The organism is Novosphingobium sp. BAM6 (assembly GCF_057784955.1).
Window position 1 is genome coordinate 22,795 of the sequence record NZ_JBYNTR010000008.1, and the last position, 25,422, is coordinate 48,216.

A 25,422-nucleotide genomic window follows, 5' to 3' on the forward strand; every position below is an offset into this window, starting at 1 on the left:
CCAGGCACACCGGGGCCTGTTCTGTACATCGCCGACGAACGTGCCGGAATGTGGGCGAAGCTCACGGCCTTCATCGCCGAACGTTCATCCCGTTCACCCTTCACCGCGTAACGGCGACAGCGCAATCCGATAGCACTTCAAGCGCGATGCAGTTGTCCCCGAACCACTGCGACAGGGCGACGGCACGGGCCTGTATCGCAACCGATACGGCGAGGGGCGTTTCAGAAGCGACCGGATGCGCCAGCCCCTGCATCATGAGCAGTTGCAGCGACTGCAGCAACATGCCGGCATCGCCCGCAAACACCGGCAGGGCGAGCAATTCCTCACAACTCACAGCACCCGAGGACAGGCATTCGAGCAGCGGTGTAAAGACCGCCTCCGGCCCGGTAACCGGCCCGATCGGCGTCGTGAACGTCATCGGGCCTTGCGTCGGGGCGCCGGGCAGCAGGCGAAACCGTATCGTGCGCAGGCAATCGAACATCGGCTTTGCGCCGAGCATTTCCGTGTCCCGCTGAAACAGGTCCATGCGCTGGTGCGCACCCCGCGCCATGTCCTTTAGCGTTTCCGCCAGCGCGGGCACGCCGGTCCGGCGGACGAGATCCTGCAGCCCACCCGGAATCGACAGCGAAACATCCAGATTGTTGAACACGTCTGCGCTGCCAAGGAAGGTCAGGTCTGCCTGCGCGACCTGCTGATGGACATCTACCGAATGTTGCGGCGTCCAGTGGTCTGTCAGGAACTCATGCGCAAGATCTGCGGGCTCGCGCCGCGCCAGATTGGCAACATGCGCCAGCATCGCGGGCCTGTCCGCATAAAGGCCGCCCCGCACCAGTTGCTGCAGCAGCATCATGCCCGTCTGCGCTCTGCGTGGCGAGGGGCCGGGCATATGGTGGGCACACAAGTTGAGCAGGTGCTGTAGGGGCAGCATCTCGGTCGAGCCCGGATGGCACATGTAGTGAAGATAGAACAGACCACCAGGATTCAGCGCACGGGAGGCGCAGTGCAGCAGCGCCGCACGATACTCGGGCGCGATCCACGACCAGACGCCATGGCTCGTGACGAAATCGAACTTGCGCACATTCGTCCTTGCGAAAGTGGCAAAGTCAGCCTGGATGAACTCGACATTGTCGAACCCGCAACGCTCGGCCGCAGTGCGAGCAAACGCCAGATGTTCCCCGTTGAAGTCGATGCCGACGAAGCGGGCCTGCGGATGGCACGCGGCAGATACCAGCAAGTTGACACCGACACCGCAGCCCAACTCGCACAAGGTGAAGGAGGTATGCGGGTCGGGTGCCGTGAAACCCAGGAAGCCAGCCACCGTCGCCAGCCACAAGGGCTGCATTTCCTTGTAGAAAAAGGCCGGATAACGCACATCGTCAATATAGCCGTCAGTCCAGGTCATGCCGCATCCCAAGATCTTCTCCCGGTTGGTCCCTAACGACGATACCGGACATCCTCAATGGGCAGCGTCACATTGCCTTCATCGCCAGACAGGCTATGATTGGCCTATGCAAGATCGACAGGACCACTTCGCTTACTGCGTCCAACTGCTTGGCGGAACGACCGCATTTGCCCGCCGTCTCAGGATTGATGAGCGGGCTATCCGGCGGTTCGTCAATGGCGAGCGCCCGCTTAGCGACAGCCTGTTGCAAGATACCGCGAAGGCATTGCGTGACCTCTCCGTGGACGCCGGCGCGGCGGCGCAGGCCATCTTCGACAATCTGCCCGCTGAATCCAGCGACCTCTGATCGGGTTAAATCGGCTTACAGGGAAGACCACGCCGCTTGGCCTTGCGTTTTCAGACCTCCCAAGCGGACCCCTAACTTACACTACTGCTGTGCATCAAACTGCTGTGCCGCAATAAGCTTCGGGCGAACATCGAGCCGATCCCGCACCACATCGGCTTGGCTTGAATATCCCGTTGCGGCATGACGGCATCATGTTCGACGAGGTTCAGCTCCGCTCCTTTGCCATCGTGGCGCATCTCAAACATTACGGCCAGGCGCCAAGCCAGCTGTTCGTCACGCAACCGGCCCTGACACGGCGCATCCAGTTGCTGGAGGCCGACATCGGAGTTCCCCTGTTTCGCAGAGCCGGGCGGAATGTCGAACTGACGGCTGCCGGTGCCGCATTGTTGTCCGAAGTCGAAAAAACGCTGGCGCAGATGGAAAATGCAAGGGCGGCGGCCCGCCGGGCGGCCGGTGCCCTGGTCGGGCGGCTCTCGATCGGTTTCGACGGTGCTGCCAGCTATTCCCTGATTTCCCGGCTGGTTCGCCTGACCCGCGCGGCATGGCCGCAGATCCATCTCGACTTCGTGGAGTTCAGTTCGCTGGACCAGATGCGCGAAATCCACTTTCATCGGTTGGATGTCGGTCTCGTACGACCCTTGCCGCACGATTTCGACCTGGAACTCGAATGTGTGTTCCGCGAACCGTTGGCGCTCGCTGTTCCTGTGGGCCATCGACTGGCAGGGCGCAGGCGCATCGATCTGGCCGATGTTTCCGGCGAACCCTTCGTCGCCTATTCCGAGCGTGGCAGCTATCTTCGCGATCTGATCGGGGCCGAATTGCAGGCAGCCGGTGCCGAGCAGGAAGTGGTACAGCGCATGTCACGCACGCATTCCATCCTCTCGCTCGTCAGCACAGGCCTTGGTCTCGCGATCGTGCCAGCCGGAAGTGCCGCGGCTGCTTTCGACAATATCGTGTTCAAACCCTTGCCGATCACAGCGCAGGCAGAGTGGCATGCAGCGCGACATATCCGACTGAGCAACGATCTTTCTGCACAGATGCTGGATTTGCTCGTCAAGGCAAACGATGCAAATTTCTGATCGATAGAATGCATATTCGCGCTTAGACGCTGATAAGTTACCCGGCTAGCCATTCGCCATCGATAACGATGGCGAGCCGCATGTTTGAAAAGCGCATCATTTCCGCCAACCCGATGCTCGGAGGCCTCGCATCGGGCGCCGCTGCGGTTGACCGGATCAAGAAAGTCACCGTCTCGCTGGCGTTTCTGCCGCTCAAGACCGCGATCAGCGACGCCAAGGTGCTGACCGGTCGCCAGAAGCCGCTGACCGAAGTGGCATACGCAATCACCGGAGTGATTCCCAGATCCTGCAGATCGGTGCGTAGACCGAACCAATCGCCCAGCAGGTGATCGCCCCGTTTTGCTGCTTTACCCCCACCCGCACAAGCCGACCTCGCGGGCCGCTGTCAACGATAGGCTGCTGAACACACCACCGTCGACGCACCCCCTGCAACCTACCGCGACGCTATTGCAAGGCTTTCGCATTAGTGTACGGGCGGGATCATGTCGGGAGCGGTCGCTACATCGTTGCGTGCGTGTGAAAGCGCTCTGGATTCCAGCGCAGGCTCCCCTCGTTCCGCGCGCCTGCAAGGCTACCGTGTACGCGGGAAAACGATACGCGTGACGGCAGTGGCTGGAGCCGCCATGGTGCATCTCGCCGCGCTCGCCATGCTCGCGATCGGCTGGCCCCGTACTCAGGGGCAGGCAGACGCGCCGCATCTGACAACCGTGACAATTATTCCGCAGGCAACCGGGACAGCGCCTCAAGCGCCCCCGAAAAAAGGACTGGTCCGGCATCCCAACAAACGACAGCGCCCCATTTCGGCCAACAGCCCGCCATCTCCGCTCATACCGGTCGTCCCAAAGCCGTCCTCGATACAAATCGCTCCCGAGGCGCCCGTCTCGGTTGCGGAAGGGCATCCGGACATTCTCGCTCTGACGGCAAACGCGTATCGGGATGCCCTGATGGCGCATCTTTCGGCGGCACGCAGACCGTTCCGATACATCGCGGCACAGGCGCAGCCAGACACGACAGGCACCGTTCGCTTCCGGATCGACCGGAGCGGCGCGCTGCTGGGTGTTGCGGTCGCCAAATCCACCGGCAGTTCCGCTCTGGACCGTGCGACCCTTGCCGTGGTTCGCCGCGCAGCGCCGTTCCCCTCCATCCCCGATGTGCTGCCTGACGAGATGGAGATCACGCTGCCGGTCGAATTCATCCTTCATCACGCGGTCCGGAACAGCATTCCGTGAAAGGGCCCGACGCCGCGCTGGTCGCACACCATAACGCTTCGCTGAGCGCCTACGTTCGCTCGCTGCTGGGCCCGGCACCGGGCGCGACGGACATCGTGCAGGAGACCTGGGCACGAGCCATCCCGGCGCTGCGCCGTGGCGAAGTCGGCAATCCACGCGCATTCCTTTATCGCATCGCGCGTAATCTGGTCGTTGACGGCGCACGGGATCGCGGCAAATGGTCATCATGGATGATCGAGGAAGATCTTGCGGCGCTCGTCGCGGACGATGCCCCTTCCCCCGAACGCACAGTCCTGGGGCAGGACCGGCTTCGCACCCTTCTGGAACTGGTGGAAACCCTGCCGCCACGGTGCCGGGAGGTCTTCGCGCTGCGCAAGATCGAAGGACTGCATCAGGCGGACATCGCCGAACGGCTGGGCATTACGCGGGGCGCCGTCGAAAAGCACCTGCGCCATGCCCTGCTGCTGCTGGCGACCCGACTGGGCGAGATCGACGAGGCATCATGATACCTATTTTCGATAGCCTGTCGCACAAGGTCGTGTTTTGCAGCTGTTTTCCGTCCTGGTATAAGGCAGGCCCGGAAAGCCCCTGCCCGCTGTCGATCCACGAAGAGGCGGAGCGCAGATCATGACGCAAGCACGACATCCCGTGCCCTCCGCCATCGCCGAGGCTGCGGCGGGCTGGATCATCCGGCGAGACACCGGCGAGCTGACATTAGAGGAAGAACGCGCCTTCACTGCATGGGTCGCCACGCCTGCACATCGCGATGCCTTGGCCCGACTGGAAAAGGTCTGGGGCCTGCTGGATGCAGAAGATCCGCAGGCCGAAACGCCGCCGCCCTCTCCCTTGCCTGCGCAACGCAAGTGGCAGCACGCCTTCCGCATTCGCCCCGCCTTCCGGCCTTCGCGAAGACATCGCGGGCGGATGGTGTCAGGCGCGATGGTCGCCGCGCTTGCACTTGTCGTGCTCGGTACGGTGCAGGACTGGCCCTTGCGGCTGCGCGCCGACGCCATGACCGGTGTAGGCGAACGTCGCAAGGTCGTCCTCGCCGATGGCTCCAGCGTCCAGCTCGACAGTGCCTCTGCCATCGCACTGGATTACACCCCGGACCGGCGCACGGTACGCCTGCTCACGGGCGCCGCGCTATTCGAAGTCGCCCCGGATCGCGCCATGCCATTCACGGTCAATGCCGAAGGCGGCAGCGTGACCGCTCTGGGCACGGCCTTCGTGGTTCGCGACGAGAACGGCAGGGCCTCCGTAACCGTCACAAGGCACAGCGTCAGGGTCGAAGGGGGTGGCCGCGCCACGGTCGTTGGCGAAGGTCAGCGAGCCACATTCGGCGCGCGGAGCGTGCGCGGCCCCTGTCCTGCGAGAGGCGACGCGGCAGCCTTCACGCGGGGGCGGTTGGTGGTCGTTGATCGCCCGCTGGGCCAGGTCGTCGCTCGCATCGGTCGCTACCGGCACGGTTATGTCACCGTTTCCGGCCCCGCCGCCGCGATCCGGGTCAGCGGCGTCTACGATCTCGATCATCCACTTGAGACTATCGAGAATATCCGCAGAAGCCACGGGCTTGCGGCGACCCGTCTTTCCGATCGCTTCATCATCCTGCACCGCTGAAAATTTTTTTCACCGGATGGTCGTCTTTCGGAAACCCACCACGTCTTGGGAATGCAAGTGCGTCGCAGCAGCAAATCTGGGCGCGTCGCAAGACCATGTGGGGGTAATTTCAATGATGACGACATTCAGCCGCACGCGCAGGCTCGCCTTCGCGCTGATGGCAGGTACGGTGATGGGCGGGACGGCCCTTGTGCCCGGTATCGCTGCGGCCCAATCGCAGAGCGGCGCCCGACCTTATGACATTCCGGCCGGTTCGCTGACCGACGCTCTGAACCGCTTTGCTGAACAGAGCGGCATCCAGCTGACGTATGAAGCCGCCTTGACGCAGGGCCGCACGACATCGGGCCTGCGGGGGCAGTTCGCGCCGCGCGATGCACTCGCGAAACTGCTGTCGGGCACGGGCCTTGCCCCCCGCGCGTCGAGCGAGGGCACGCTGACCATCACCCGCGCGACCACCGGCGCGATGACGCTGGATCCCCTGCGTATGACACCCGTCTCCACCGGCTATGCCGCTGCCGACAGCGATGACGAAGGCGAACGCGCTGCCCGTCGCAACGATCCCATTCTCGTGACCGGCCATCACGATCTGATCGATGCGGCTTCCACTGCCGGTCCCTGGGGCGACAAGCCGGTGATCGACACGCCTTATGCCGTCAGCGTCGTCCCGCACGATCTGATCGAGAGCATGGTCGCCTCGGACATGGACCAGATCTTCAAGATGAACCCGGTGGTCCAGAACTCGGCGCCTTCGACCGTCTACGGCACGCCTTACGTGACGATCCGCGGCTTCGATTCCCAGAAAGGCGTGATCGACGGCTTGCGGCTGTCTTCCACGCTGACCGGCATCGCCATGGAGGAACTGTCCAGTGTCGAGATCATGAACGGCCTCTCGGGCTTCATGTACGGCACCGGCAACCCCGGCGGCGTCACCAACTATGTGCTCAAGCGCCCGACCGACAAGCCGATGCAGAGCATCACGCTGGGCGATTATGGCAACAAGCAGTTCTTCGCGCATGTCGATGTGGGCGGTCCGATCGACCACGAGGGCAAGTTCGCCTATCGCGTGAACGTGTCCTATCAGGACGGTGAGACCTCGAAGAAGAACCAGAACATCGCGCGCACGCTCGTCAGCGGGGCGATCGACTGGCACATCACTCCGGACGCGCTTTTCCAGGTCGAGGCGGCGCATACCTACTACCGGATCGACGGCATCGACTCCCGCTTCTATGCCTATGCCGACAGCGATTACGGTGCGCTCGATCACTGGATCAAGCCGCTGGCCGCCGACAAGACCTGGACGCCGGACTGGACCTTCCTTCAGGTCAAGACCGACCGCATTGGCGCCAACCTGAAGTGGAAGCTGAGTGACGTCTTCAGCTTCCGCGCCGCCTATCTCTACAAGCGCGACGCGCAGGAATCGGTCAACGTCTATCCCGCCTATTTCGCGGATTCCGGCTGGAAGGTCGGCTGGCCTTCGCGCAGCGGACCGTCCTACGACATCGCGCAGGGCGCCTATGCCTATCTCGACAGCGAGTTCGAGACCTTCGGCATCCGCCACCGCCTGACCGTCGGCGCTTCGGGCGACACCTTGCGGGTGGACGAGCACGAGGACGGCTCGGTTAGCGCCAGCGGCTCGCCCGCGTTCGCAGATCCCAACGACATGATGACCTGGGCCATGCCCGACGCGCTCAAGGCCACGTCGTGGGGGCCGCTCTACAAGTCTAGCTATTCGAGCAACTTCAATGCCATCGTCGGGGACGATATCCAATTCACCGATCAGCTGAGCCTGATGGTCGGCGTCAATCGCTCCACCGTGAAGTCGACGAGCTACACCACCGATGGCAGCGATCCCACGCGCTATGACAAGTCGGCCTATACGCCCACCGTCTCGCTGGTGTTCAAGCCGGTGCCGCGCGTCACGACATACGCCACTTATATGGAAGGGCTGGAAGAAGGCGACATCGTGCCCAACGATGCAGCCTATGCCAATCCGGGTCAGGTCTTGAAGCCCTATATCTCCAAGCAGTACGAAGTGGGCGCCAAGTATGCGCCCATCGATGCCCTGCTGATCACCGGCGCGCTCTATCGCATCGAGAAGGCCAATTCCTACGAGGAGACCAACTCCAGCGGCCTGCTTGTGATCAACCAGGATGGCACCGAAGTTCACCAGGGCTTCGAGCTGACCGCGACCGGCCATGTCACGCGCAATCTCAACGTGATCGTCGGCGGCACCATCATGGATCTGAAGGTCACAAAAACCGACACCGCCTCGCTGCTCGGCAAGAAGCCGACCGGGGTGAGCGACACGCTGGCCAAGATCTACCTCGATTACAGCCTGCCGTGGGTGCCGGGCCTGTCGGTCAGCGGCGGCGCCTATCACAACGGCACGATGTACAAGGACAGCGCCAATCTCCAGAAGATCGCGGGCTCGACGATCTTCGACCTTGGCCTGCACTATGCGACCGCGATCGCCGAGCACAAGGTGCGCTTCGATCTGAACGTCGCGAACCTCACCAACCGCAACTACTGGGCGACGTCCTACTCGCTGGGCATTCCGCGCAATGTGGCCTTCTCGGTGAAGGTGGACCTGTGAAGAGCGACGTGCCGAAGGTGATCGCGGCATGAAACAGGGTTTCCGCCAGTCGATGGCATCCTTGCACACATGGGTTGGGCTGCTGCCCGGCTGGGTGCTCTATGTCATCTTCGTGTTCGGGACGGCAGCGTTCTTCCAGTACGAGATCGATGCCTGGATGCGTCCCGAACTGTCGGCGGAAACCCGCGTCAGCCTCCGCGCGCTCGATGCTGCCGATACGCTGCTGCGCCAGCGCGGAACGGGCGCGGAGAGCTGGAACGTCTCACTGCCCAATGCGCGCGGCGGCACCGGCTTGACGGTATCGTGGCGAATGCCGGGCAAAGGCTATCGCGACCGCAAGGCGCCGATCACCCTCGATCCGCAGACCGGCGAGGAACTCGCCGTGCGCGAGACGCGCGGCGGGTTCTTCCTCTATCGCTTCCATTTCGACCTGCACTACATGCCGGTGATGTGGGCCCGCATGATCGTCAGCCTTGCCGCGCTGGCGATGCTGGTGGCGATCCTTTCAGGCGTAGTCACGCACAAGAAGATCTTCACCGACTTTTTCCAGATGCGCTTCGGCAAGGGGCAACGCAGCTGGCTGGACGCGCACAACGCCACCGGCGTGCTGGCGCTGCCGTTCCATGTGATGATGACCTATACCGGGCTCGTCACGCTGCTGTTCACGCTGATGCCGTGGGCGATCTCTGCCAATTACCCGACGCGTGAGGCGTTCTATGCCGAGGCCTATCCGCAAGGCGAGGAGAGGGCCGCAAGCGGCACCCCCATGCCGACGCTGCCGCTTCGCGTACTGGTCGCACAAGCCCAGCGGACATGGCACGGCGGCCAGCCGGGCTCGATCACTATCGAGCATCCCGGCGATGCCGCAGCGAGCGCGCAGTTCTATGCCCGGCGCACCGGCTGGGGCGATGGTCTGGGCGAGGCCCTGCGCCTTGATGCGGTGCAGGGCACGGCCTTGCCGGGCGCAACTCCGAACGAAGGCGGCGCACGCATGACGCAGGATGTCATGGTCGATCTGCACACGGCCTGGTTCGCCGGATACGGCCTGCGCTGGCTCTACTTCCTCTCCGGCCTTGGCGGTACGGCGATGGTGGCGACCGGCCTTGCGCTGTGGTGCGTGAAGCGCCGCGCGAAACTGACCGATCCCGCACGCCCGCACTTCGGCTTCCGACTGGTCGAGCGCCTGAACATCGGCTTTATCGCCGGAGCGCCTGCCGGGATTGCCGTCTACTTTCTCGCCAATCGCCTGCTGCCCATAGCTCTGCCCGAGCGAGCCGACTGGGAAATCGACAGCCTGTTCATCGCATGGGGGGCCATCTTCGCATGGACGCTGGCCCGGCCCGCCAAGCGGGCATGGGTCGAAGCGCTGGGGGCGGCTGCTGCCCTTTACGCACTGGTGCCACTGGTTAACGCCGTCACGACCTCGCGTGGCCCGCTCTCCAGCCTGTGGAACCTCGACTGGGTGTTCGTTGGCTTCGACGGGGCAATGATGGCTCTGGCGGGCGGACTTGCCTTCACCGCGTGGAAAGTTCTGCGCCACCAGCCAAAGCCCGCTTCCGCGCGACGCCCGCGAAACCCACATGGAATGGCGGCATGATGGTCCATCTGTTTACGGCCCTGTCCGCTCTGACCGGCTTCGTGCTGCTCTTGCTGGCAATGGCCCGCCATCAGCAGGAGTGGCTGCGGCGCAAGCTGGCCCCGGCCACTTCACAACGACTGCGTCGCGGCGGGTTCGCCCTGCTCGCCCTTGCCTTCCTTATCGCCGGACTGGGGCACGGCTGGGGTTACGGAACGGTCGCCTGGTGCGGCTGGCTGAGCCTTTGCGCACTGGTGGTTCTCACCGCCCAGACCAACCGCGAGCGCATCCTGCGCCTGTTCTCCTGAAAGGAAAGACCATGCCGATGCAGGAGTCTGCAAGGGTTCACCCCCACTTTCTGACAGCCGCACGCATCCTCGCTGTAACGCTGGGCGCTTACGGATTGACCGCGCTTGTCACCATGGCCCTCTCCCTTGCGCTGGCCGGGCTCGGCATGGCACGCGTCGAGGCTGTGACAGCCGCGACGCTCGCCAGTTTCGCCATCTTCGCCTGCCTGTCGATGGCAGCCTTCCATGCCCGCAGCGTTGCCCATGTCTGGGCCGTATTCATGATGACCGGCGTACCGCTGACCCTGTTGATCTGGCTATGCGGGCCAATATCCTGAATGCACCGTCATCGTTTCCGCCTAAATCCGATCAAACACCGAGCCCATACGCGGACTGAACAGGCGTTCGTAAGTGCGCAGCAGGAAGCCATCGGTCATGCCCGCCACATGATCGCAGATCACGCGCATCTTGTCGTCCGCAGTCTCGTAGCGCGCTCTGGTGCTGTCCGGCAGCAGTGATTTCGGATCGGTCACAAAGGCTTCGAGCACGGCCACGACCATACTTTGTCCCTTGAATTCAAGCTGCTGAACGCCCGCGCTCCTGATCACCTTTTCCATCACGGCCTTCTTCAAGGCATTCAGGAAATCGCGTTGCGGCTTCGGCAGATCGACCCGGTATCGCAGCAGGGGTGTTTCAAAGTCCTGTTCGGTCCTGATTTCGACGGAGGTGATCAGGTGCGTGACCATCCGTCCGATATTGCGCTTGCGCGTTCTCTCGTGACACAGGGCGCTGAACAGTCCCTGCCGAACATCATTCCCGAAATTGGTCTCGCGGGTCTGAATATAATCGAGAAAGCTCCTGCATGCCTCTTCGGGGAGCGTCGCGGCCAGATCATCGGCGTTCATCAGGCCCATCGCCAGCGCGTCTTCAAGATCGTGCACGCCGAATGCGATGTCATCGGCAAGGTCCATAATGCTGCAATCGAACGACTTGTGCCTGGTCTTGCCATGGTCTCCCGCAATTGGGTTCCAGCTCGTGAACAGATCGCGATCAGCAGACGGAAGGGGATCGAGCAGCCAGTCGACCACATCCATCTCGGTATCGAGATAGCACTTGGGCGGACGACAGGCCTTGCGGTCGATCAGGTGCACGACAGACGTACCCTGCAACAGCCTCGGACGCAGCTTGTCCTCCGTACTGCGCACGGCGCTCATTGCAGCAGGGTATTTAAGCACGCCCAGCAGCGATCGCCGCGACAGGTTGGCGCCGTTGTGGTCCGAAAACTTCTCAAGCCTGCTGAGAATGCGCAAGGTCTGGCCGTTGCCCTCGAACCCGCCATGATCCCGCATGCCATAATGCAAAGCCACTTCGCCCCCATGCCCGAACGGTGGGTGGCCAAGGTCGTGCGTCGCACCGATTGCCTGGATCAGGGTAAGGTCTGGTATCCATGGCGCCGCATCATGGTCCGGAAAGTCCTTCCTCAGCTGCAGCGCAATGCCACCGGCAACCTGTGCGACCTCAATCGAATGCGTCAGGCGGTTGCGGTAGAAATCCGAGTCCCCCAGATTGAGGATCTGGGTCTTGCCCTGCAACCGCCGGAAGGAGGACGAGTGGATGATACGCCCGTAATCCGTCGCCGCCGCATCACGCGCGTCGGACCTGCCCGGCGTCCAGCCCTCGCGTCGCTCACCCCAAACTTCTGCTGCGACATCGATAACCATATGCACACGCGGTTCCCGTTTTTCAGCAACCGATATAGGTGCTTACCATAGGGTCGAGCACATTATGGCGATGCGCACAAGCTCACCTCCTGACGCGAGCTTGGCTCAGGGTCTGGTTAGCTCAGGGATTCGTTAACTCAGGGACTGCCCGCTGGTTCTCGGCCCGGCCAACAACGCGGTCAATGCACCGGTCGCAAGCAGCACCAGCGCAGCCACGAACACGCCGGTAAAACCCAACACAGGATAGAGCGCGCCGACCAGAACAGGCGACACCATCGCGCCGACCCGCGATGTCGCGGTGGCGATACCCTGCGCGGTTGCCCGGATCGCGGTCGGGAACAGCTCCGGCGTATAGGCGTAAAGCCCCGCATAGACACCGTTCAGCGCAAAGGACAGCGCGATGCTGGCCCAAAGCAGTCCAGCCGGTGTCTGGACATTGGCGAGAAACAGCGCGCCCACCGCGCCGAGCCCCAGATAACCGGCAATCACTTCGCGCCGTCCGAACCGATCGTTAGCCCATGCGGCGGAGAAATAGCCGGGCACCTGTGCCGCATAAATGGCAATCGTGAAGCCGAAACTCTTGGACATCGTCAGGCCACGCGCAATCAGCAGACCCGGAATCCAGGTCATGAACGCATAGTAACAGCAGCCCATTACCGCCCAGAGCACAAAAGCGACCGCGAGGTGGCGCCGCCAAGGCGCCTGCAACAACAGGGCAAGCCCGGCTTTTTCCGGCGCGGCGCCCTGGCGCTCCATCACCGATCCGGCAATCGACACCCGCGCCATCAATCCGCACTCGGCCTCGACTTTATCAACGATGGCTTGGGCTTCGGCATAACGCCCCTTGCCTTCCAGCCAGCGCGGCGATTCCGGCAGGCTCCGGCGCCACCACAGTAGCAGGACGATGGGCAGCGCGGTCAAACCCAGAGCCCAGCGCCATGCCTCCGCGCCCACAGGAACCAGCGCCCAGCCGAGCAAGGCCGCCGCGATGAAGCCGAACGAAAAGAACCCGGTAAGAGCACCGGTAAACCGCCCGCGCAGGCGCAGCGGCGCAAATTCGGAGAGGAACGGGGCAATGATCACGCTCTCTGCCGAGGTGCCGATCCCGGCGATGATGCGGGCGACGAGAAACTGGTCGAAATTGGCGGCCAGCGCGCTCACCAGCGTCGCGGCGGCATAGATCGCCAGGGCCCACATCATGACCAGACGGCGCCCGAACACATCGCCAAGCCGTCCCGCTGCCAGCGCGCCGACGATCCCGCCGATCGCGCCCGATCCGGCGACGATCCCCGCTTCCGTACCAGTCAGGCCCCAGCGCTGGGTGACGACGGGCAACACGAAGCCGATAATCGCCACGTCCATCGCATCGAAGGTGTAACCTGAGCCGCCGATCAACAACAAACGGCGGTGGAACCGCCCGAAGCGCATGGCATCCAGCCTTGCGGACAGGGTCGATTGCAGTCGGGCAGACTGCGGTTGGCCGGAGGCGGCGGAAAGATCAGGCATGCGCAGCGTCCGTATGATGATGGGGATGGTTTGCGTGATGGTCGTGAGAATGATCGGAATCGGGCAGGTCGAACAGGCCCGGCGGCTCGATGTCGGCAAGAAATGCGGCGTCAATTTCCTCGCCGATCACCACCATGTGTCCGTGCGGGGCGCGAGGGATAGCCGTGGGCACGGCGAATGTCGTACCCACGGCCTGCACCAGCCAGCTACAGTCGCTTCCGACCGGACTGACCAGTCCCTTGACCCGAAGAACCCGCTCGCCCCCGATTCCACCGAGGTTATCGAGCCATTCCGCGCACGCATCCCAGCTGACGCCGGGACGTTGCCTCAAAGTGACCGCGCGGACGCGGCCATGACCGGATGATGAAGGGGCCGCTTCCGGCATGTCAGACAAGGCAGGGATCGTCGGACAGCCTGCCTCGAACAGCGCGGCGGCACGCTCGGCCTGCGATCCTTGTGTCACCACAACAGCCAGAGGGTTGATCGCCTGCGCCATCGCCATCGCGCGCGCACCGCCATCGGCGGCCATGTCGCCTCGCGTCAGCACGAGCGTTCCCGCCGCAGCCCACTGCGCAGCGATCTCGCCATGGCGTTCGGGATCGGCGATGAGCATGGCATCGACGGTCGCCACCACCCGCACGCGCAAGGCAAGCTCGCGCAGTTGCTGGAACTGGCGCAGCAGGCGCCCCGGACGCGCAAGGCCGCTCGCCTCGACGATGATCCGCTCGCTGGGCAGGCCGGTTCGTTCGAGATGGCGAACGACCAGCGCACGGATCGCTTCGGCCAGATCGTCTTCCGCCTCGCAGCACAGGCAGCCATTGCCCAGCATGCGGATGGCCGACATGCCGCCGGTCGCCTCGGCGATCTGGATACCGTCGAAATCAGTATCGCCCGCTTCATTGACGATCACCCCCGTACGCACGGTATCGACGCCTTCCAGCGCCGCGCGGATCAAGCTGGTCTTGCCGGTGCCGAGGAAGCCCGTCACCAGCACCACCTCGATCAGATCGGTGCCGATCGGCGCGCGCGGGAGCCCCTCGATCACTGCGCCGCCAGCCTTTCGCGTTCCTGCACCACCATGTCGCGCACGTCTGCCAGCAGTTCGGCCACGTCGTAGACCAGCCCTTCGCGGATCGTGTAGCGCAGCGCGCGCTGCCACACGGTGCCGCCACCGTTCTCGTCATCCAGACGCATCGCGCCGGTGCCGTAAAGCTGCTTGAAGTCCGCCAGCGGGTTGACGTCATGCACCAGCAGGTCGGCCACGCGCCCCACGTCGATCACGCCGATCTCGTCGCCCAGCCCCATGAGGTCAGCGCCCTGACTGGTCGCCGCGCGCAGCACTTCGAGCGGATGGAAGCCCGCCTCCTGCAGCATTTCCAGTTCGCGCACGAACCCGAAGCCGTAAGTCTGGAAGATGAAGCCGCTGTCGCTGCCCGCCGCCACGCGACCACCGCGGTTCTTGTAGGCGTTGATGAACGCCATCCACAACTGGTAGTTCTGCTTCCAGCGGATCTCGTCCGCTGTCGACCAGCGGAACCAGTGCGCGCCATGGGCGCCGCGATCGGGCTGGAAGGAATCCCACAGGCCGGGCCAGGTATATTCGTCATGCCAGTCTGCTCGGCGCGCGCGCATCAGGTCGCGGTTGGCATCGTAGATTCCCAGCGTCGGCACGAACGTGAAGTCCAGTTCAAGGAACTGGTCGAGCACCTTGTTCCAGTGATCCGAACCCGGCTGCGCGGCAAGGTGAAAGCCGAATCCCGCCTCGGAAAAGCGCATATATTCATCGGCGTAATTGTAGTCCGCCGGATAAGCCTGAAGCAGGCGGTCGTCGAACAGCGCTTCGGGCAGACCATAGAAATGCTCGGCGCTGGTGAGGCCCCACTTCGCCGTGGTCATGGCATTGGCGCGCCCCACTGCCTGCTGAGCATGGTGACAGCCGGTGCGCAGACCCAGCGCGTTCGCTTCCTCGATCGCGCTGCGCATAAGCGCGGGCGCGCCGCCGAAGAACTTGATCCCGTCCGCGCCGCGTGCCGCGATGCCCTGCACCCATTCGCGTGCCTGCTGGGGCGAATGGATGGTCTTGAGCATGTCGTTGACGGCAGGAAAATAGGCATGGACCAGCAGGCGCGGCGCCGCGATCTCGTGACTTGCCGCACGCGCCTTTTCCGACAGCGACCAGCCGAGGCCGTTGATCGAGCCCATCTCGCGGACCGTGGTGACTCCATGGGCCAGCCACAGCTTATAGATGTAATCCGCCCTAGGCTGGGCGCCGCGCGCGGCATGGGCCGGCCAGCCGATATGGGCATGGGCATCGACGAAGCCCGGCGTCACGAACTTGCCATGACAGTCGATCTCGCGCGTTCCTGCCCCCGGACGACGCTCGGGATTGATCGTGCGACCGGGGACGCCCACCGCGTGCAGCCCGGTAATCCGTCCGTTTTCGACGACGATGTCCACCGGGCCCCACGGTGGCGCGCCGGTGCCGTCGATCACCGTGGCGCCGCGCAGCACCAGCCGCTCGAACGGTCCTTCGCCCCGGTCACGCGCGGGCGCGGCAGGCAATGCGGGCATCCCGCGCGCCTCCAGGCTTTGCGCGTATTCGTCGCCGGGAGCGGCAGGAGAAACAGTCACGTCGTCAATTCCATTCGTCTTGATATGCAAAGTGTTCGGAGTGGGGCCGGTCGGGCTCACGGGTCCCATCGGCCCGCATTGTCACGCGCGAAAGGTGTCGCCAGATCGAGCCGGGCGCGGTGGTAGTCCTGCGGTGTGGAAAGTGTGCCATCGGCGCCGAACACCAGCGTCCGGCGCGCGCTGCTCCACGATTGCGCGAGCGGCAGGCGGCCTTTCGCGAAGTCGGTCCAGACGCGACGCACCTCGGACGACACCGCATGATCCTTTGCACCAGCCAGCGTGATGCCCTGCCCGGCATTGCCAAAAACGTATGGCAGTTCGCCGCCATGCGGAACGCCCAGCGAATCCGGCTTTGCGGGGGAACCTTCGTAGCGGAAGCTGTAGATCCACGTCGGCGCGCCGACAGCGGCAGCCTGGGTGGCGAACAGCCGGTCGCTGGCGCCCATCACCATGTCGGAAAGGAACGCCATCGGCGCGCGGCGCTTACCCACCTCATCTGCACCGGGCGGCGTGTAAGTCGCCAGAATGCGCGACTGGTCAGCGGGCGTATACGCGGCCAGCGGCTTGGAGATATCGACACCGAAGTAAGGCAGATAGCTGGCATCGAAGCTGTTCGAGCCGATCAGCCAGGGCACCCGCGCTACGCGGCCTGCCTGCGCCGCTCGGAACGAATCTTCGGGCACGATCTTCCCGTCGATGAAAGGATACGTGCCCTTGATAGCCGCCTTGGTCACGAAGTCTGCGGCGGGAAACGCGCGCAGGCGGGCGAGCGCCTCGGGGCCTGCGCCCTCGACGCCCAGCGACTTGGCCAGCGCTTCGCCGCGCTGGATCCCTTCCGTCATGCTGCGGCTCTCGATGAAGCCGGGGCAGGATTCGGTGATCGCCTTTGCAAAAAGCCCGTGCGCCACGGGCGAGGTCATCCACATATCGACATAGCAGCCGCCTGCGGATTCCCCGAAGATCGTCACATTGGCGGGATCGCCACCGAACGCGGCGATATTGCGCTTCACCCAGCGCATCGCGGCAAGCTGGTCCATCAGGCCGTAATTGGCGAGCATCCCGCCATCCGCCTTCACGTCCGCAGCAGCCCCGCTCAGCGCCGGATGCACAAAGTATCCGAGCGCGCCAAGGCGGTAATTGATCGAGACCACCACCACGCCTTCGCGCGCCAGTGCGCTACCATCATAAAGCGGGTCGGAACCCGCCCCCATGAAGCTGCCGCCGCCGTGGATCCACAGCATGACCGGGCGCCCGGTCTTGGGCGGTGCCGAGGGTTTCCAGACGTTGAGCGTCAGGCAGTCTTCGCTCTGCGGCAGGCCGGGGCCGCCGGGAATATCGGGCTGGGTGCAGATGAAGCCGAACCTGTCGGCGCGGCGCACGCCCTGCCAGCGCGCCGGGGCCTGCGGTGCGCGCCAACGTAGCGGCCCGACCGGCGGAGCGGCATAGGGAATGCCCTTGAAACTGGTGATACCCCGATCGATGGAGCCTGACAGAACACCTTGCTGGACTTTCACGGTCGGTGCCTTGGGAGCCGCTTCAGCCGATGCGCCTGCACACAGCGTGGTCGCCGCGAGCAGCATCAGGGACAGTTTGCGGATCATCTCAGGCGCTCCATCAGGGTATTGAAAAGGGGGCCGGGGCCACTGCGGAAAAGCAGCCCCGGCCAAGGGTGGGTCTCAGTAATGCCAGGACGCGCGCAGGCCCCAGGTGCGTGGCGGTGCGAAGTCCGAATAGACCTCGCCCGAGCTTGCCCAGTCACCGGTGCGGACCTTGTTGTTCTCAAGGTTGTCGACGAAGGCGGAGACCTGCCACTTGTCGGTGGGATCGGTCCAGGTGAGGGTCAGCGTCGTCTTGGTGTACGGCGCCACGCGATACCAGCTGACGTTGTTGGCCTCGGTGAAGCTCTCGGTCTGGAAATAGACCGCCGCCATCGGCGTGATCTTGCCTCCGTTGCCCAACAGGAAGTCGTGGGCGTACTGCCCGCGCATCTGCCAGTGCGGCGCCTGCGGCAGCTGGTAGCCGGTCAGGCTGGGGATCACGCTGCTGTCACGCCCGTCGATACCGTTGGTGTACTGCGTGTACGTGGCATCGAGGTAGTTGATGAAGCCGCTGAAGTGATCGACCGGGCTAATCTCCCAGCCCGCTTCCAGCTCTACGCCACGGCTGCGCGCCTTGGCAGCGTTGAAGGTGACGAGGCTGACGCCCGACGTGGTCGAAGCAACCTGGAACACCTGCAGATTGGTGTAGTCCACCCAGAACGCCGCAGCCCGCAGGGTCAGCTTGTCGTTGAGGAGGCGCGTCTTCACACCGGCTTCGTAGCTGACGACATCTTCGGGGTTGTAGGTCTTGGACACACCGTCGGGCGCGGCAGGCTGGACACCACCCGGCTTGTAGCCGCTGGTCGCCGAGGCGTAGATCAGCGTCGTCGGCGTCATCTGATAGTCCAGACCGGCCTTCCACGTCACCTTGTCCCAGCTGCCCGAACCCGAAGCTCCGGTCGAGGCACCGTAGCATCCCGGCGTGGTCGCCGTGAGGTTGTAGACCTGCGAGAAGTTCGTCACCGGATAGGCGCTGAGCGCGCAGGAATAAGTGAGCGAGGCACCCTGCGCCTGATAGTCCTTGGAATAGCGCACGCCGCCGGTCAGCGTCAGGTGATCGAGGATCTCGTAAGACGCCTGATCGAACACGCCCCAGCTGCGCTTGGTCGTATCCGCGCCATAAGGCGAGTAATAAACGTAATCGATCGCGGCATAGACGGCGGCGCTACCCGGATCCTTGATCTTCTCATAGAAGAACGATCCGCCCATCACGTTCTTGAAGCGGCCCCTGGAATAGGAGGCGTCGATCTCGTGGAAGGTGGCCTTCGAGTTGTAGGCCGAAGCCTGCTGCCAGCCGGGATTGTTCGGCGCATCGGCATCGCCCGTGGTCACCCAGCGGTAGGCCGCGCGGATGTCCTGATAGGTGCCGACATAGCTGATCGACAGGTCGTCGGTCGCATCCCAGTCCATGCGCGAGCGCACGGCGGTGCTGATGATCTTGTTGTAGGGTTCCGGATCGCTGTAGACCGGCTGCTTGTAGGGCGAAAGGCCGTTGACAGGCTTGGCATCGGCACCGGTCAGCACCGAGAGGCCGGGTGTGCCCTTGTTATCGTACTGGTCCAGCTGGAGGCGCCACTTGAAGCGGCTCGACGGCTTCCACAGCGCCGTCAGGCGACCGCCGAAGCTGTCCGCCGCCCCGTAATTGCGCGAGGTCGTGCCCTGCGTGTCGAACATGCCGTCGCTGCGGTGCATCATGCCTGCCGCACGGATCGAAAGCGTGTCGGTCACGGGAACGTTGACCATCGCATGCGTGGCAACGTCGTTGAAGCTGCCGTAGGAGGCATCGGCCGAGGCATCGAACTTGTTCTCGGGATCCGCGGTCAGGATATTGATGTTGCCGCCGGTGGCGCTGCGGCCATAGAGCGTGCCCTGCGGACCGCGCAGCACTTCAACGCGCGCCAGGTCATAGAGGCTTTCGGAGAAGCCTACCGGCAGATCGACATAACCGCCATCGACATAAGTCGAGATCGCCGAGTTCGCAGCAGGCGAATAGCTGCGGTTGGAGATGCCGCGGATGGCCACGCCCACGAAGCTGTCAACGCCCACGGTCTGGATCTGCAGACCGGGCACTACGGCGGTCAGCCCCTTCACGTCGGTAACGTTGGCGGCCTTGAGTTGCTCCGGCCCCACGGCGGTGACGGCCAGCGGCACGGTGTTCACCGTTTCGGCGCGCTTCTGCGCGGTAACGACGATGTCGCCGCCCGCCGCATCCGCTGGCGGCGCGGTGTCTGTCGCCGTTTGTGCCATGGCTGCCGTGCTCACCGTCCCGAGCAGCAGCGAGAGTGCGACGCCGAACCGGCGCATGGTTTTCCCCGTCATGCTTATCCCCTTGAACCTCATTTACAGTCTGATCAGACTGCTTTTGCTGGTGTTACAGATTCGTCATGCGCTGTCCAGCACAAAACAGTCTCATCAGATCGGTTCTGTTTTGCAGATATATCGCGCGCCCTTAGGATTCTGCAAGAAAACGCAATCACGTAGCCAATATCAGTCTGACTGGACCACTTCATGAGCAGGCTAGCGAGATTGATTTTTGGGTATAAACGCAATCAAGCGTTGCCAATGAGCCACAGTTCTGCAACCCATGTCGCCAACGATGACCGATATATCCGCCAAGCCACGGGAGAGCAGGATGGAGCCGTCCCGCATATCATCCGCAACGCAAACTCCCGTCGCGTCTTCGCCCGCGCCGCAGCAGTCGCGCAGCCTGGCAACTCGCCGAAAGCTGCTGGATGCTACGGTAGAATGCATTGCAGAACTGGGATGCACCGGGGCCACGATGGATCGCATCGTGGCGCGCGCGGGCGTATCGCGCGGCGCACAGGGGCATCACTTCCCGACCAAGAGCCTGCTGTTTCAGGCCGCCATGACGCATATGCTCGACGCGCTGATCCTGGACCTGCGCGCACAGACCGAGCGCATCCGCGAGCGTCATTCCGACCCGGCAACGGTGTTTCGTCACTTATGGGACCGGTATTTCTCAGGCCAGCTTTTTGCCGTCACGATCGAACTGATCGTCGCTTCGCGCACCGACCACGAACTGCGCGACGCGCTGACGCCGGTGACGGAGCGCTTTCATCAACAGGTGGACGACTGCTTCTATATCCTCAACCGCGGCAGCGATGTGGAAGACCGCAAGCTGGACAGTGCTGTGCGCCTTACGATGTCGCTATTGCGCGGCATGGGCGTGCAGACCGTATTGTTTGATCGCCCCGAATACTTCCGCGCCTTGCTCGAAGACTGGCTGCAACTCGTTACCCGTATGCTGAACGATCCCGAATAAGGGACGCCTTAGAGACCGTTTGGGAAATACCTGCCGGGCATTTTGATGCGGCACCCGCCCTCCCCCCTACCCTGCCACCCAACGGTAGTATCCTGCGGGTAGCAGGGTGGGTGAGAGGGCAGATGCCGCCAAATTCGCATTCCCCGAATTTTCAAACGAACTCTGACAGGATCGAAGCTGATTTGAGCTGGAGATTTTGCCGAAAGATATCGAGGCTCGCAAACAAACATGCCCCGCCCTCGCCCAAGCCTGGATGTCGCCGGTAGCCCACGGGCGATATGCTTCGCACCTTCGCGCCGTGGCACATCGAAACGCATACCTTGAAGCTGTCGTTCAGCCCGCGACAGGCACTGATGCGAGCGACGACCCGCGGTTTATGAGGCCGCGACGATTCGACCTCTCCCCCCTCAAAATCGGACAAGAGTATATCGGCTCATGTCGATGCTCGATCGCAATCGGCATTGCCGATGCCGCGCTCGGCGAGCCTGCCCATAATGTCGTCCTTGAAATCCCTGTCGAAAATGGAATCCGGCCCCCACCCTCGCCCTTCGAATTAAACATTATTTAAGGATAAATCGGCAATACCGGATCTGTCGATTGTCTGGGGGCGTTATGAGTTCGGATTTTCAGAATCCTGTCGATGTTGCGATTATCGGGGCCGGCCCTGCAGGCTTGACGGCTGCCTACAAGCTCACGAAACTTGGATATCGCGTGACCGTTATTGAGCGCGATGAACGCTATGTGGGCGGCATAAGCCGGACCGTCGAGCACGAGGGGTTTCGTTTTGACATCGGCGGCCACAGGTTTTTCTCAAAAAGTCAGGAAGTCGTAAATCTCTGGAACGAGATTTTGCCCGATGATTTTATTCAGCGCCCCCGCATGAGCAGAATCTATTACGAAGGGAAGTTCTACAGCTATCCCTTGCGGGCTTTCGAGGCTCTTTGGAACTTGGGTGTCTGGCGCTCGACCCTTTGCATGATGAGCTACGCCAAGGCCCAAATCCTTCCCAGAAAGACTATTTGCAGTTTTGAGGATTGGACAGCCAGTCAATTCGGCTGGAAGCTCTATTCCATCTTCTTCAAAACCTACACCGAAAAAGTCTGGGGCATGCCGTGCGATGAAATGTCGGCGGATTGGGCTGCTCAACGGATCAAGGGGTTGAGCCTTGGCAAGGCAGTGCTGGATGGATTGAAACGCTCCCTGGGTCTCAACAGACGCCCCAACGACGGGATGAACGGGCAGGCGAAGACCCTCCTGGAAACATTCCGCTACCCCCGGCTTGGGCCGGGCATGATGTGGGACGCAGCCCGCGACCATGTTCTGGAAGGTGGCAATGACGTCCTGATGGGGCATTCATTGAAGCAGCTGGCGCAAGACGCGGCGGGGAACTGGTGCGTTACGGCAAGCCGCAAAGACGGCAGCGAAGCGCTGATCCATGCCAGGCACGTCATCAGTTCGGCACCGATGCGTGAGCTGGCCTCTCGGCTTCACCCCCTGCCGGAAACGACCATGGAAGCATCGAATCTCAAATACAGAGACTTCCTGACAGTTGCCCTGATGATCCGTTCGGACGATCTGTTTCCCGACAACTGGATCTATATCCACGATTCCAAGGTCAAGGTCGGTCGTATCCAGAACTTTCGCAGCTGGTCCCCCGAAATGGTGCCGGACCCTGCAATGGCCTGTGTGGGCCTTGAGTATTTCTGCTTCGAAGGAGATGGCCTGTGGTCATCGTCCGATGAGGATCTGATCGAGCTGGCAAAAGCCGAAATGAATATACTCGGGCTCGTCGATCCCGATAGCGTGGTCGGCGGGTGTGTCGTGCGGCAGGAAAAGGCCTATCCGGTCTATGACGATAGCTATTCGGACAACGTGGCTGCCATGCGCGACGAGTTGGAAGGACGGTATCCCACTCTGCACATGATCGGTCGCAACGGCATGCATCGTTATAACAACCAGGATCACGCGATGATGACCGCCATTTTGACGGTGGAGAACATCGTGGCGGGCAAACGCATCCATAACGTCTGGAATGTCAACGAAGACGCCGAGTATCATGAAAGCGGCAACGAAGGGCAGCGCCTCCGTCTTGAGAGCGTGACGCCCGAGGAAGGCAATCCGCCCATCGGCGCTGACCGCGCCGCTGCGCTGCAATCGCACCGCATGGTGCCCTCGCAGATCATCCGAGCAGCCTGAAAAGTGAATCCGATCCGCTATGACTTCGGTCGGGAGCCTTCGGTTAGGACAGCCCCGCCATGGCGGATCCTGCGAGCGGGCTATTTTCGCTACCTGATTATCAGCGTCGGGGCGCTAGCCGTAGATACCGCAACCTTCTTGGCCCTGCTTTGGCTGACAATACCTTCCACCGTCGCAGGCGCCATCGGTTATCTGGCTGGACTTTTGGGACACTGGATCGGCTCCAGCCAGGTCGTTTTCAGCGACAGGCTTGCGCCAAGGGGCGAAAAACGCAGACGGCAGCGGTTGGGCTTTGCCGGCTCGGCATTGATCGGCCTGGGCATCACAGTCGGCACGATATGGGCCTGTACACAAGCAAACTGGGATCCAAGAATAGCAAAACTGCTGGCGATTGCCCTCAGCTTTCAAGCGACGTGGTGGCTTCGCAAGCATGTCGTATTTCGTCCGACGACGAACACAATTTGAGCAAAGGGAAAAATTTGACCTTTTTGCCGAAAGCAGAAGGCAGTCTACCTTCTGCGCGAGATCGATCCGGCCTGTTTTTCAAGGTTGTCCTGCCCGTCTGGATAGGGAGCATAATCGCTCTTGCCCTCGCGTCATGGAAACAGATCGCCGATCTGCGATTTCCCGACCCTGACGATCTGCTGCGCATGGTTGAAGTCCGAGACTGGGTGAATGGACAGGGCTGGTTCGATGTCTCGCAGCATCGCATGAACGTTCCCAGCGGCGTGCCGATGCACTGGTCGCGTCTGGTCGATCTGCCGATTGCATTTTTCATCGAAGTCCTGCGGCCCTGGATGGGAGAAGCCAAAGCGGAAATCTTCGCGGCGGCCATAGTACCGCTGCTGACGCTATTGCTGCTCATCATGGTGCTCGCACGCCTTGTCGACGGCCTTTTCGGGCGGCGCGAGGCCCTGATCGCCTGCTTGATGACCCTTCTGGCCGGTACGGTCGTTCCCCAATTCCAATTCTATCGAGTGGACCATCATGCCTGGCAGGCGGTTTGCGCCGGCTTGATGATCGTCGGCGCCTTTTCGGCGGACAGCCGGCGCGGCGGCTGGCTGCTGGGCGCAAGCGCAGCGACCTGGCTGGTCATATCGATGGAAGGTCTGCCGATGGTCGTCGGGACCATCATGGCACTGGGGCTGGGATGGGTGTTTCAGCGCGAGGAAGACCGCGACGGCTTGCGCATGGAAAGTGCCACATGGGCACTTGCATTGACAGCCGGCGCCCTGTGGACGGCGACACGCCTTCCGCAAGGTTTCGAGGTATGGTGCGACTCTCTGTCCGCCTTTCATCTGGCGACATTCGTAGCCGCAGCGCTGGGAACATCTCTGACACGGAAAATCGCAACCGGCCCGCTTTCACGCTTTCTGGGGCTGGCTGCAACGGCCTGTGTCTGCGCGGTCATTCTTGCGGCGCCGGCACCACAATGCGTGACCGGAGCCTTTAATGATCTGCCGCCGCTCGTTCATCGTTATTGGTATCAACACGTTGCAGAGGGCCTTCCTATCTGGGACCAGTCCGCTCAGGTAGTCGTCAAAATGCTGGCGTTGTTACCGGTCGGCATTTTTGGCCTTGTCCTGTTGTGGCGCACCTACCCGGAACATCGCGGCAACTGCTCCATGTACATAGCGCTTATGGGGCTTGCCGTCGGGATATCCATGCTGGTTGAGCGGGCATCCTGTGTCGCCACGATCGTGACAATTCCTCCGGCATCTTTTGCTGTAAACAACCTGTTGATACGGGCCAGGAAAATTGCAGCCCCGCCTGCGCGAATTATAGCTACCGTCGCGACTATTTTGCTTATTGCTCCGGAAATTTTCTTCAACTGGTCGAGCTTCGTTGATAAAAATGCCGTAGAACAGGATACTATACTTTCGAAAAGAGAGAGCGCATGCCTTTTGCCACGTCGACTGGAACAGATCGGCGCCGTTCTTGACGGCCTGCATTCAGGTCGAAACGTGCTGGCTCCGCTGGATATCGGGCCAGCCTTGCTGTTCTCTACGGACGTAACAGTCGTGGCCAGTGGCCATCATCGCAACAAGATCGCCATGAACGACGTCATTCGGTTCTGGATGGGGCGTCCGCAGGAGGCCTACAAGATCGCGCAAGCCTATCGCAGTGATTACGTGCTGTACTGCCCCGGTATCGCGGAGCCGCAACTTTATAGCAAGGCGGCTCCAGACGGGATGATGGCGCAACTATCCGCAGGAAACGTGCCCGCATGGCTCAAACCCTTGCATGATCCACGATTGGGCGCGATGAAAGCATACCAGGTCGTTCACGAAAAGGGGCTCGGCGCCAGCTAGAGCATTTTCCAGTCAGGTAGGCTTTGTTGCGAAGAGGCGGTTCGCT

Annotated in this window: 21 protein-coding genes; 14 read left to right on the forward strand and 7 right to left on the reverse strand. The window is 62.4% G+C overall.

What is annotated here, in order from left to right:
• Positions 1-100: 100 nt before the first annotated feature.
• A complete protein-coding gene (locus AC3EC3_RS16565) occupies positions 101-1,402 on the reverse strand; it encodes a class I SAM-dependent methyltransferase (RefSeq protein WP_488490708.1) in 1,302 nt (433 codons plus the stop codon).
• Positions 1,403-1,508: 106 nt separating this feature from the next.
• On the opposite strand from AC3EC3_RS16565, the gene AC3EC3_RS16570 reads away from it, so the two are divergent.
• The 10 genes from AC3EC3_RS16570 to AC3EC3_RS16615 all read left to right on the forward strand — a co-directional run bounded on the left by AC3EC3_RS16570 (position 1,509) and on the right by AC3EC3_RS16615 (position 10,467).
• A complete protein-coding gene (locus tag AC3EC3_RS16570) occupies positions 1,509-1,748 on the forward strand; it encodes a helix-turn-helix domain-containing protein (protein WP_488490709.1) in 240 nt (79 codons plus the stop codon).
• 191 nt (positions 1,749-1,939) lie between these two features.
• Complete coding sequence (locus tag AC3EC3_RS16575; protein ID WP_488490710.1) at positions 1,940-2,827, forward strand: LysR family transcriptional regulator; 888 nt, start codon at positions 1,940-1,942, stop codon at positions 2,825-2,827.
• Between the two features lie 80 nt (positions 2,828-2,907).
• On the forward strand, positions 2,908-3,156 hold the full coding sequence (locus AC3EC3_RS16580; RefSeq protein ID WP_488490711.1) for a hypothetical protein: 249 nt from the start codon (positions 2,908-2,910) through the stop codon (positions 3,154-3,156).
• Positions 3,157-3,474: 318 nt separating this feature from the next.
• A complete protein-coding gene (locus AC3EC3_RS16585) occupies positions 3,475-4,056 on the forward strand; it encodes an energy transducer TonB family protein (protein ID WP_488490712.1) in 582 nt (193 codons plus the stop codon).
• A complete protein-coding gene (locus AC3EC3_RS16590; RefSeq protein WP_488490713.1) occupies positions 4,053-4,562 on the forward strand; it encodes an RNA polymerase sigma factor in 510 nt (169 codons plus the stop codon). The genes AC3EC3_RS16585 and AC3EC3_RS16590 overlap by 4 nt, the downstream gene beginning before the upstream one ends.
• 121 nt (positions 4,563-4,683) lie before the next feature.
• A complete protein-coding gene (locus tag AC3EC3_RS16595; RefSeq protein WP_488490714.1) occupies positions 4,684-5,673 on the forward strand; it encodes a FecR family protein in 990 nt (329 codons plus the stop codon).
• Positions 5,674-5,785: 112 nt separating this feature from the next.
• A complete protein-coding gene (locus AC3EC3_RS16600; RefSeq protein ID WP_488490715.1) occupies positions 5,786-8,266 on the forward strand; it encodes a TonB-dependent siderophore receptor in 2,481 nt (826 codons plus the stop codon).
• 28 nt (positions 8,267-8,294) lie between these two features.
• Positions 8,295-9,863: a PepSY-associated TM helix domain-containing protein gene (locus AC3EC3_RS16605; RefSeq protein WP_488490716.1), complete on the forward strand. Its 1,569-nt coding sequence runs from the start codon at positions 8,295-8,297 to the stop codon at positions 9,861-9,863.
• A complete protein-coding gene (locus AC3EC3_RS16610) occupies positions 9,860-10,150 on the forward strand; it encodes a DUF3325 domain-containing protein (protein ID WP_488490717.1) in 291 nt (96 codons plus the stop codon). The genes AC3EC3_RS16605 and AC3EC3_RS16610 overlap by 4 nt, the downstream gene beginning before the upstream one ends.
• A gap of 11 nt (positions 10,151-10,161) precedes the next feature.
• The gene (locus tag AC3EC3_RS16615; protein WP_488490718.1) at positions 10,162-10,467 is read left to right on the forward strand and encodes a hypothetical protein; all 306 of its coding nucleotides are present in this window, start codon (positions 10,162-10,164) and stop codon (positions 10,465-10,467) included.
• A 21-nt stretch (positions 10,468-10,488) separates the two neighbouring features.
• Here AC3EC3_RS16615 and AC3EC3_RS16620 read toward each other — a convergent pair whose 3' ends face one another.
• From AC3EC3_RS16620 to AC3EC3_RS16645, 6 genes are all read right to left on the reverse strand, one after another.
• Positions 10,489-11,850 (reverse strand): anti-phage deoxyguanosine triphosphatase, encoded by a 1,362-nt coding sequence (locus AC3EC3_RS16620; protein WP_488490719.1) that lies wholly within the window; start codon positions 11,848-11,850, stop codon positions 10,489-10,491.
• A gap of 132 nt (positions 11,851-11,982) precedes the next feature.
• A complete protein-coding gene (locus AC3EC3_RS16625; RefSeq protein ID WP_488490720.1) occupies positions 11,983-13,356 on the reverse strand; it encodes an MFS transporter in 1,374 nt (457 codons plus the stop codon).
• Positions 13,349-14,401, reverse strand: coding sequence for a CobW family GTP-binding protein (locus tag AC3EC3_RS16630; RefSeq protein WP_488490721.1), 1,053 nt, complete (start codon positions 14,399-14,401; stop codon positions 13,349-13,351). The genes AC3EC3_RS16625 and AC3EC3_RS16630 overlap by 8 nt, the downstream gene beginning before the upstream one ends.
• On the reverse strand, positions 14,398-15,987 hold the full coding sequence (locus tag AC3EC3_RS16635) for an amidohydrolase family protein (RefSeq protein ID WP_488490722.1): 1,590 nt from the start codon (positions 15,985-15,987) through the stop codon (positions 14,398-14,400). The genes AC3EC3_RS16630 and AC3EC3_RS16635 overlap by 4 nt, the downstream gene beginning before the upstream one ends.
• A 56-nt stretch (positions 15,988-16,043) precedes the next feature.
• Positions 16,044-17,588 (reverse strand): carboxylesterase/lipase family protein, encoded by a 1,545-nt coding sequence (locus AC3EC3_RS16640; RefSeq protein WP_488490723.1) that lies wholly within the window; start codon positions 17,586-17,588, stop codon positions 16,044-16,046.
• Positions 17,589-17,663: 75 nt separating this feature from the next.
• The gene (locus AC3EC3_RS16645) at positions 17,664-19,904 is read right to left on the reverse strand and encodes a TonB-dependent receptor (RefSeq protein WP_488490724.1); all 2,241 of its coding nucleotides are present in this window, start codon (positions 19,902-19,904) and stop codon (positions 17,664-17,666) included.
• 313 nt (positions 19,905-20,217) lie between these two features.
• Here AC3EC3_RS16645 and AC3EC3_RS16650 point away from each other — a divergent pair, with 313 nt between their 5' ends.
• From AC3EC3_RS16650 to AC3EC3_RS16665, 4 genes are all read left to right on the forward strand, one after another.
• Positions 20,218-20,868: a TetR/AcrR family transcriptional regulator gene (locus AC3EC3_RS16650; protein ID WP_260929469.1), complete on the forward strand. Its 651-nt coding sequence runs from the start codon at positions 20,218-20,220 to the stop codon at positions 20,866-20,868.
• Positions 20,869-21,480: 612 nt separating this feature from the next.
• Complete coding sequence (locus tag AC3EC3_RS16655) at positions 21,481-23,064, forward strand: NAD(P)/FAD-dependent oxidoreductase (protein ID WP_488490725.1); 1,584 nt, start codon at positions 21,481-21,483, stop codon at positions 23,062-23,064.
• 3 nt (positions 23,065-23,067) lie between these two features.
• Complete coding sequence (locus AC3EC3_RS16660) at positions 23,068-23,529, forward strand: GtrA family protein (protein ID WP_488490726.1); 462 nt, start codon at positions 23,068-23,070, stop codon at positions 23,527-23,529.
• Positions 23,481-25,376 carry a hypothetical protein gene (locus AC3EC3_RS16665; RefSeq protein ID WP_488490727.1) on the forward strand — a complete coding sequence of 632 codons (1,896 nt, stop codon included), beginning with the start codon at positions 23,481-23,483 and terminating at the stop codon, positions 25,374-25,376. The genes AC3EC3_RS16660 and AC3EC3_RS16665 overlap by 49 nt, the downstream gene beginning before the upstream one ends.
• Positions 25,377-25,422 lie beyond the last annotated feature (46 nt).

Coding starts and splice junctions, on each gene's coding strand:
- AC3EC3_RS16565 (WP_488490708.1), bottom strand. CDS start 1,402: ATGACCTGGACTGACGGCTATATTGACGATGTGCGTTATCCGGCCTTT.
- AC3EC3_RS16570 (WP_488490709.1), top strand. CDS start 1,509: ATGCAAGATCGACAGGACCACTTCGCTTACTGCGTCCAACTGCTTGGC.
- AC3EC3_RS16575 (WP_488490710.1), top strand. CDS start 1,940: ATGTTCGACGAGGTTCAGCTCCGCTCCTTTGCCATCGTGGCGCATCTC.
- AC3EC3_RS16580 (WP_488490711.1), top strand. CDS start 2,908: ATGTTTGAAAAGCGCATCATTTCCGCCAACCCGATGCTCGGAGGCCTC.
- AC3EC3_RS16585 (WP_488490712.1), top strand. CDS start 3,475: ATGCTCGCGATCGGCTGGCCCCGTACTCAGGGGCAGGCAGACGCGCCG.
- AC3EC3_RS16595 (WP_488490714.1), top strand. CDS start 4,684: ATGACGCAAGCACGACATCCCGTGCCCTCCGCCATCGCCGAGGCTGCG.
- AC3EC3_RS16600 (WP_488490715.1), top strand. CDS start 5,786: ATGATGACGACATTCAGCCGCACGCGCAGGCTCGCCTTCGCGCTGATG.
- AC3EC3_RS16605 (WP_488490716.1), top strand. CDS start 8,295: ATGAAACAGGGTTTCCGCCAGTCGATGGCATCCTTGCACACATGGGTT.
- AC3EC3_RS16610 (WP_488490717.1), top strand. CDS start 9,860: ATGATGGTCCATCTGTTTACGGCCCTGTCCGCTCTGACCGGCTTCGTG.
- AC3EC3_RS16615 (WP_488490718.1), top strand. CDS start 10,162: ATGCCGATGCAGGAGTCTGCAAGGGTTCACCCCCACTTTCTGACAGCC.
- AC3EC3_RS16620 (WP_488490719.1), bottom strand. CDS start 11,850: ATGGTTATCGATGTCGCAGCAGAAGTTTGGGGTGAGCGACGCGAGGGC.
- AC3EC3_RS16625 (WP_488490720.1), bottom strand. CDS start 13,356: ATGCCTGATCTTTCCGCCGCCTCCGGCCAACCGCAGTCTGCCCGACTG.
- AC3EC3_RS16640 (WP_488490723.1), bottom strand. CDS start 17,588: ATGATCCGCAAACTGTCCCTGATGCTGCTCGCGGCGACCACGCTGTGT.
- AC3EC3_RS16645 (WP_488490724.1), bottom strand. CDS start 19,904: ATGACGGGGAAAACCATGCGCCGGTTCGGCGTCGCACTCTCGCTGCTG.
- AC3EC3_RS16650 (WP_260929469.1), top strand. CDS start 20,218: ATGGAGCCGTCCCGCATATCATCCGCAACGCAAACTCCCGTCGCGTCT.
- AC3EC3_RS16655 (WP_488490725.1), top strand. CDS start 21,481: ATGAGTTCGGATTTTCAGAATCCTGTCGATGTTGCGATTATCGGGGCC.